The 7,677-nt window shown below is 40.1% G+C and carries 5 protein-coding genes; 3 read left to right on the top strand and 2 right to left on the bottom strand.

Annotation, left to right across the window (positions count from 1 at the left end):
* The coding region (locus G1O98_RS35365) for a LuxR C-terminal-related transcriptional regulator (RefSeq protein ID WP_163938656.1) at positions 1-1,488 on the bottom strand (1,488 nt) is incomplete at its 3' end.
* A 130-nt stretch (positions 1,489-1,618) separates the two neighbouring features.
* Here G1O98_RS35365 and G1O98_RS35370 point away from each other — a divergent pair.
* Positions 1,619-2,278 (top strand): exonuclease, encoded by a 660-nt coding sequence (locus tag G1O98_RS35370; RefSeq protein WP_163938659.1) that lies wholly within the window; start codon positions 1,619-1,621, stop codon positions 2,276-2,278.
* 133 nt (positions 2,279-2,411) lie between these two features.
* Here the strand turns inward: G1O98_RS35370 and G1O98_RS35375 are convergent, their stop codons facing one another.
* Positions 2,412-3,263 (bottom strand): peptidoglycan-binding protein, encoded by an 852-nt coding sequence (locus tag G1O98_RS35375; protein ID WP_163938662.1) that lies wholly within the window; start codon positions 3,261-3,263, stop codon positions 2,412-2,414.
* 234 nt (positions 3,264-3,497) lie between these two features.
* On the opposite strand from G1O98_RS35375, the gene G1O98_RS35380 reads away from it, so the two are divergent.
* Positions 3,498-5,822: a tetratricopeptide repeat protein gene (locus tag G1O98_RS35380; protein WP_163938665.1), complete on the top strand. Its 2,325-nt coding sequence runs from the start codon at positions 3,498-3,500 to the stop codon at positions 5,820-5,822.
* 466 nt (positions 5,823-6,288) lie between these two features.
* Complete coding sequence (gorA, locus tag G1O98_RS35385; protein WP_163938668.1) at positions 6,289-7,647, top strand: glutathione-disulfide reductase; 1,359 nt, start codon at positions 6,289-6,291, stop codon at positions 7,645-7,647.
* Positions 7,648-7,677 lie beyond the last annotated feature (30 nt).

Genomic DNA, 7,677 nt, shown 5'->3' on the forward strand with positions numbered 1-7,677 from the left:
GGTTTCATATGGGATTAGCATTTTATCAATTTGTGCCTTCAAAGAAAATAGTAAATATTCTATTGATTGATTGCTTAAATAAAGCCTTGATTTAGCTTCTTCCCATATAAATTTATGTAGAGAGTATCCTTCTGGCTGAAATATTAATAATTTCACTTCGTTGTGGAAACTTTCTAAATTAAACATCCATCCTTGTGAAGGCGGAAAATCCAAATGAAGGCTATCGCTATCTTGCCAAGAGTTAGATATATTCTCTATTCTTTCCTTGCGGAACTCAAGTAAATGGGTTTGTTCCAAAGAATCAATAATAGATCGCTTTTTTTCCTCTTGTACATCCCAAAGTAGACATAACAATCCAATTATTGCAATATAAGGTATTTTTTGATAAGTATATAATCCTAAACGGCAAAGAAGATTATAAACATCAACATTATTATTTTGTATCCGATCAAATTGACTTGCAATTAAATCTTTTATATTGCCCTTTAATAAAAATTCTTTATTTTGTTGCCAATAAGCCTCTAAATCACCATTATATTTTGTTTGTATAGGTTCTCGGAGAACTTTCATACATAATGCATTTCCACCATAAGATTTGTGAATTGCGCTCATAGCTAGACAATTAACATTAATATCAAATCTGCTAAAAAATCTTCGCCATGCAATCTCATCTAGTTCTGGTAATTGGTAAGCTTCAATAAAGCTCAATTTAGCTTCATTGAGCCTCTCACGGCTGGTAATTAGTATGATTGATTTGATATTAGGAGCATTTAAAACTCTAATGAATAGCTCTAAATAGTCGATATGCTCTTTTTTAAACTTACCATTTTCATCTAATACAGTTTCAAGATTATCAATCAGTATACCTACTGGTTTGTCTTGAAGCTTACACTTGAGTTGCTCCAGTGTACTAATGAAATCCTGCTCTGGTTTTTCTTGAAACTGATGACGTAGCTGATCCTTGACCCAGCTTTTTACAGAAGTGATGTACTCAGCTTGCATTCCTACTTGAAGTTCCAAATACTCTAGCTTTTGAGTCTCTAAGTAATGATAAGCAAGTGTAGTTTTGCCTATACCGCCCTTGCCATAAATACCAATAGCTTTTGCATTAAATTTGCCAATCAACATGTCGAGGTGTGCGATCGCATCCTCACGCCCCACAAAATCAGGATTTTCAGATATCGTTTTATCTTCAATTAAATTTTCTGTTTGTGGTAATTCTGAAGTATTTTGATTTAATAATTCAGGCTTGTATTTAGCAAATAAAGCAATCAATTCAGGAAACTTCGAGTGGCGTTGATCTGTAAATTCATTCGTTAAACCAAATGCCTTGCAAATCTCTTGACGATGTTTTCTAACCGTTGTTGGTTTGATATACAGAGATTTTGCGATCGCTTCATCTTTTTCGTTAGCTAGTAGTTTCAGCAGCACCTCTCGCCGCCTTTCAGTTAAGCGATTAAATACTGCATTGAAATGTTGTTGATTCATAACTCTTAGCGCATCACAACCACAGTACACATCTGTGTACTCGATATAGTCAAAAAGACTCACAGTATGTGTATTACTTGTGTACTAGGCTAACGCAAAAGTTGATGTAGTAATTAACTACTCGCAACTTATGAAATCTACCTACATCAATGGACGATGCTACTATCAAGGTAATAATGGTGTTCTTCTTCCTGCTGTCACCACAGTTTTAAAAGCGACACAGCCACCGCAGTCTCTAGCCGCCCTTTGCCATTGGCGCAATAAAGTTGGCCATGCAGAAGCAAATCGAATCGCTGCTAACAGCCGTCGCCGAGGAAATGCCTTGCACCAATTGATTAAAGAACATTTGCAAGGTTACTCACCCAAACCTGACAACAGCCTGATTCAGCCTTACTGGGGTAGCGTTCAATGTGTGCTAAACCAACTTAGCGATGTTCAACTGGTTGAGCAACTTGTGCCTAACTATCAGGAACTTTACGTCGGGAAAGTTGATTTAGTTGCTCGTTATCAAGGTGTTCCGCATTTAATTGAATGGACTACAGCCGAGGAACCAAAACTGAGATTTGATAAGCTTTATGACAAGCCTTTACAGCTAGCTGCTTATGGTGGTGCAATAAATCGGTATTATAGCGATCGCCTCTTTAACTGCAAAATTAACCATGCTCTCATTGTCGTAGCCTTGCCAGGTGAAGAAGCAGAAATTTTTGAATTTGACCGTGCAAGGCTAATTCATGTCTGGCATCAATGGCTTAATCGGCTGAATTTTTTCTTTAGTGCAGTTGCTGCATAAAAGTGCGATCGCATACCCGCCCGAAGCGATCGCAATTTTTTACAAGCACAACCCGAAAATTAGACACAACATAAAATAGCGTAGGCGTAGCCCGTCGTAGACATCGCTGCTCATTTATTTAACTACCAAATGTTTAATTAAATAATCCCCCCATGAAATTGATAATTGGTTTCCAAAAGATACCAGTCAACACATAAGGAGCGTATTGTAAAAGCGGTAAGCTAGTCTGCTTCGATGGCTTCAAAGGTAAACACTCCAAGAGAAAAGGCACTATACAGGTAAGCCCATAGGCAGTTGCTAAGGCTGTATTCCATTTAGGTTCATCTCCTGGTATGGGGCTATAATAAATACCCAGCATAATGAACGAGATCATTAAAAACTGCTCCCATAAAAACCAGGATTGAGGTGGTAGAAAATAAACTAACTGGAGAAAGCTGTTGTTATCTATTTTTTGTCGCATCCCCAAAAGTACAGCCCAAGTTGCAGCGCCAACAATACCATCATCTTTGAGTCCATAAATTCTTTGAAAGCGTTTAACGCCTCTCTCAGTTTCACGACTGAAATACCCGTCAGGTTCTTTTTTAAAAAATCCTTCTTCATTGAGAATAATTTGCAGTTCTTTAACTGCATCGTGTAACTTTGGAGACATACTTTTTTGATTGCGGTAAAGCTTTGGGTAGAAAAGGCAAGCCCAACTCAGTGGTCCAACGATTCCATCTACCTGAAGATTATTAGCTTTCTGAAATTTAATTACAGCCTCTTCTGTTTCTAAGTCAAATTTACCACTAATAGTTGAGAGAAAACCCTGAGCTTGCAGTCGCTCTTGGAGTTCATTGATTGATTCTTGTGCAGAGTTTGGCGAAAACCCTCGGTATAATATGGGACGTTTATTGAAGACACAGACTTGTTTTTCTTCGGGAAAATAACGTCGGGATTGTTTTAGTCCAAACAAGAGATTTAGAAAGTTAAGTGTTTTATTTGTCATAGTTTAATTAAGTAATTTGTGAAAAGATCATCAGGCAAAGTTTTAGAGCTTAGAAGTCGATATGGTCGGCAGCCTCTACTTACTAGAGACAAAAAATAAACTTATAAATTAGCTTACTGGTTAAATTTAAGACAGGAGTTAACATTGTTAAAAAAATGTTACTAATTTGTCAAACTTTTGTTCGTTAAAATGTTGCTAACGCCACATTGATGACGAATTTAGTGGGTGATATTTATGCCAGGTCAGTCAGAAAGTTGGAATTTACCTAAAAGTTGGAATCGCAAGATTTTGCAGGACTGGGAGATAGACCGACTACTGATGAATTTGGAGGTTACACTTCAAAAGCGTTACAGACAAAGTACAAGGAAAGACCTGTTACTTGGGCTACTCTGTGGGTACAGCTTGAAAAAGATTAGTCAAGATTTGCACAAAGAAAACGCTGCTGTCAGAGCAGGGTTAAGCAATATCTATCGGGATATTGAAGTTTTGACAGGAGAAGCAAATAAAAGTGTTAAGTCCAGCAATCTTGTCTACGTTCTGGAAAAACATGGTTATCGTAGAGGGTCTGTTGTAGCTGCTATCCAACGCCGTGACATCCCCCACAATTTGCCAGCACCGACTTACACCCAATTTATTGGTCGGGAGGCAGATATGAAAAAGCTATTAGAACGCCTTTCGTCGGTGCATGGCGCTCACATGATTACAGTACATGGCATTGGTGGCGTAGGTAAAACAGCGCTGGTGTTAGCAGCTGCTTATCTATGCTTAAAAGCTAGTAACGAAAACTCTTCTGATGCACCCAACTTTGATGCGATTATTTTCACTTCAGCTAAACAACAAGAACTTATTCCCACTAACAGTATATTGTGGCGGCAACAGGGACAGCGTAATCTACGCGATATCTTTCGAGAAATTGCTAATGCTTTAGACGACCCAACAATTCTTCAATCTCCTCCCAATGACCAATTCGATCGTGTTCGCCAGATTCTCTCAAAACGAAGAACACTGTTGATTGTGGACAATATGGAGACTATAGAGGACAGAAATGAGGTTATTGAGTTTTTATATAATCTACCCATTTGCATCAAAGTAATAATTACTAGCCGTGAACAAATTGCCTTGTTGCCAATCCGTCTGCGCAACTTACCTCCAGATGATGGTTTGCAGTTGATTCGACAACAAGCTGAAGAAAAAGGTATAAGTATCAACGATGAGGACTCTAAGCAACTCTACGATCGCACTGGCGGCATCCCTCTGGCGATCGTATATTCGCTTGGCCAATTATCCGGTGGCTACTCCCTAAACTCGGTATTGAATCGATTAACCTCGGCTACAGGAGATGTAGCTCGTTTTTGCTTTGAGCAATCAGTGCAAGGAATCAAGGGACAACCACCCCACAAGTTACTCATGTCACTGGCGATTTTTCCTGACTCTGCCATACTTGCAGCTGTGGCTGAGGTTGCTGGACTAACAGCCGCTCCTGATGCAGTAAATAATGGCTTGGCACGTTTGCAGCAACTTTCCTTGGTGAATCTCAATCCAGAGACTAAGCGGTTTGATATGCTCTCTCTGACACGTGAATATGCCTTAGCAGAATTAGCCGCTTACCCAGATTTTGAGAGGGAAGCACGAAGGCGCTGGGTGAGATGGTATCTTGATTTTGCCCACAATTATGCCGGAGAAGATTGGGAAAAATGGATACATTACAATAAGTTAGAACCAGAAGAAGGAAATCTGCGAGCAGTACTTCATTGGTGTGAAGACAAAGAACACTATGAAGCAGTTAGGGATTTATGGCTTCTCTTAAGCCACTATGCAAATCTCTATGCCTATTGGGACGATCGCTTAGATTGGCTGCAATGGCTTATAGAACAATCAGAACGGCGTGGTGAATGGTCTTGTTTTGTAAAAATCATCGTCCGCAAAAGCTGGCTACTAATTCGAGAGTGTTCCTCTGTGAGTCTGAAAGAAGCAGATAAAATTTTGCGACGGACGTGGATTTTGCGTGACCATGCAGATTTATGTGTTCAGGCTGACTTAGCCGAAAGTATGGCTAGGCTGCAAATTAGACAGAAGGATTATCAAGATGCACGCCATTGGCTAACTATAGAAGAAAAATTGGTAATCGAGGCGAATCTGGAAGAGCGACAGCATATCCGCTATTTTATTCCCGTTCTTTATCATCAGGCTGAAATCCATTATTTAGAAGGTGAATATCTTTTAGCAAAAAAGCTCTTTCAAGAGGTGATGAAAAGTGCAGAAAAAATTAGTTGGCATCGGGTGATCAATTCTGCTCAAAATTGGCTGGCTGATATTGCAATTGAACAAGGCGATCGCGATCAAGCTGAAAAACTATTAATTCAAGGCTTGACTGTTGCTGAAACGACTCACAACAAGCGACGTTTGGCCCGCTATCGGCGTTCTCTTGCCCGTTGGGAGAAAAAGTGGGGAAGTGCAGAGAAAGCCTACAAATTGTCAATTAAGGCTATTGATGGTTTTAAGCTCTTGGGAATGACACGGGATGCACAGGAGATGCAAATTTTCCTTGATTCACTGTAATCATAGGCGCTGATGTTGACCCAATACGGTTCGGATAAGCATTTTTCACTTTCCTTGTGGTCTGGGTAAAGGGTAAGGGGTAAAGGGTAAAAATTTATTCAAAACCTTTTCCCTTTCCCCTTTCCCCTTTAACCGAACCGTATTGTATGTTGCCCACCTCACAAGATGGGATAATTTATTTATTGGAATCCCTAAAAGCGCGATCGCATATCCACCAAAACTAGACAATATATTTTTTTACAAGATAATGTAATATAACTTAGCAGTATTCGAGCGATGCCTACGGCGGGCTGCGCCTACGCTATTCCTTTTCAATCTAATTGCAAGCAAAGCGGCAATTTGCTACATATCAGAATGGTTCCATCCAAACTTGTCCACCCAAAGACAGTAGATTAAGTTTTGTCTGAATAACTATAAGGAATGAAATAGCTCTGCTTTCCAAAAAGTAAAAAAGGAACAGATTTTTATGGCATTTGATTACAACCTGTTTGTCATTGGTGCTGGGCCTGGTGGATTGGCAGCAGCTAAAAAAGCAGCTAGTTACGGTGTTCGTGTCGCTATTGCCGAACAAGAATCCATCGGTGGAACCTGTGTAAATCGCGGTTGCATTCCCAAAAAACTGATTGTCTACGCTGCTGACTTCGCCCTACAAAAGCAAATAGCGCCCAGTTATGGATGGAGTGAGTGTCAAACATATTTTGACTGGACATTATTCATTAAGTCAGTACATCAGCATCTTGACACCATTAACCAGTCTTACTTTCAGCAATTACAGAAAGCTGGAATTGAACTAATTTGCGATCATGCCACTTTCATCGATGCTCATACTGTCGATATTAATGGACTTAAAGTTACAGCCGACAAAATTTTAATTGCTGTGGGAGGGCAACCTCTCAAGCCCAAAATTCCAGGTATAGAATATGCCATTACATCCCGCGAGATGTTTCAGTTACCTTATCTACCGAAACGTTTAGCAATTATTGGCGGTGGTTACATTGGCGTAGAATTTTCCAGCATGATGCACGCTTTCGGTTGCCAGGTGACGGTGATTGAAAAAGACGAGATGATTTTATCGGGGTTTGATGATGACATTCGCTCTGCGGTACAACAAGGTTTGAGCAAACGCGGAATTAAGTTATTGACTAGTAGTACTGTTCAAGAAATCAAATACTCAGATGAGAGTTTGTTATTAACTATTACTGGTAAGAAGCGAGAAATAATTACAGCAGATACGATCTTGGTTGCCACAGGTTACGCTCCAAATACCAAGAATCTTGGTTTAGAAAATGCCCATGTTGAACTTGGCGAACATGGTGCAATCAAAGTAGATGAATACAGCCGCACCACCCAAGAAAATATTTTTGCTGTGGGTGACTGCACCAGCCGAGTGCAATTGTCTCCAGTGGCGAAGGCAGAAGGTATTGCTTTTGCCAATACAGTTTTTGGCAACAAGGTGCAAAAACTGGATTATGATTATGTTCCCTCTGCTGTTTTTTGCCGTCCAGAAGCGGCTGGTGTGGGCATGACAGAGGCAAAGGCACGGGAAAAATTTGGTGAATCTGTACAATGCTACTGCACCCAATTTCAACCACTTTTGTATCAGCTAACCGAACAGAATGAGCCAACCACTATAAAGTTAGTTTTAAATGCCGATTCTGGGCAAGTTTTGGGCGCTCATCTGGTGGGTGAACACGCAGCAGATATTATTCAAAGTCTGGGTGTGGCAATTCGTAAGGGCATTACCAAGGAAGACTTGGATGAAATAATAGGTATTCATCCTACGGTAGGAGAAGAATTTTTTTCGTTAGATCGGGTGCAGGAATGAGTGAAGGAGCTAGGGGGCAGGGGGCAGGGG

It is taken from the genome of Nostoc sp. UIC 10630, assembly GCF_010747425.1.
Classification (GTDB): domain Bacteria; phylum Cyanobacteriota; class Cyanobacteriia; order Cyanobacteriales; family Nostocaceae; genus Nostoc.

Coding starts and splice junctions, on each gene's coding strand:
- gorA (WP_163938668.1), top strand. CDS start 6,289: ATGGCATTTGATTACAACCTGTTTGTCATTGGTGCTGGGCCTGGTGGA.
- G1O98_RS35370 (WP_163938659.1), top strand. CDS start 1,619: ATGAAATCTACCTACATCAATGGACGATGCTACTATCAAGGTAATAAT.
- G1O98_RS35375 (WP_163938662.1), bottom strand. CDS start 3,263: ATGACAAATAAAACACTTAACTTTCTAAATCTCTTGTTTGGACTAAAA.
- G1O98_RS35380 (WP_163938665.1), top strand. CDS start 3,498: ATGCCAGGTCAGTCAGAAAGTTGGAATTTACCTAAAAGTTGGAATCGC.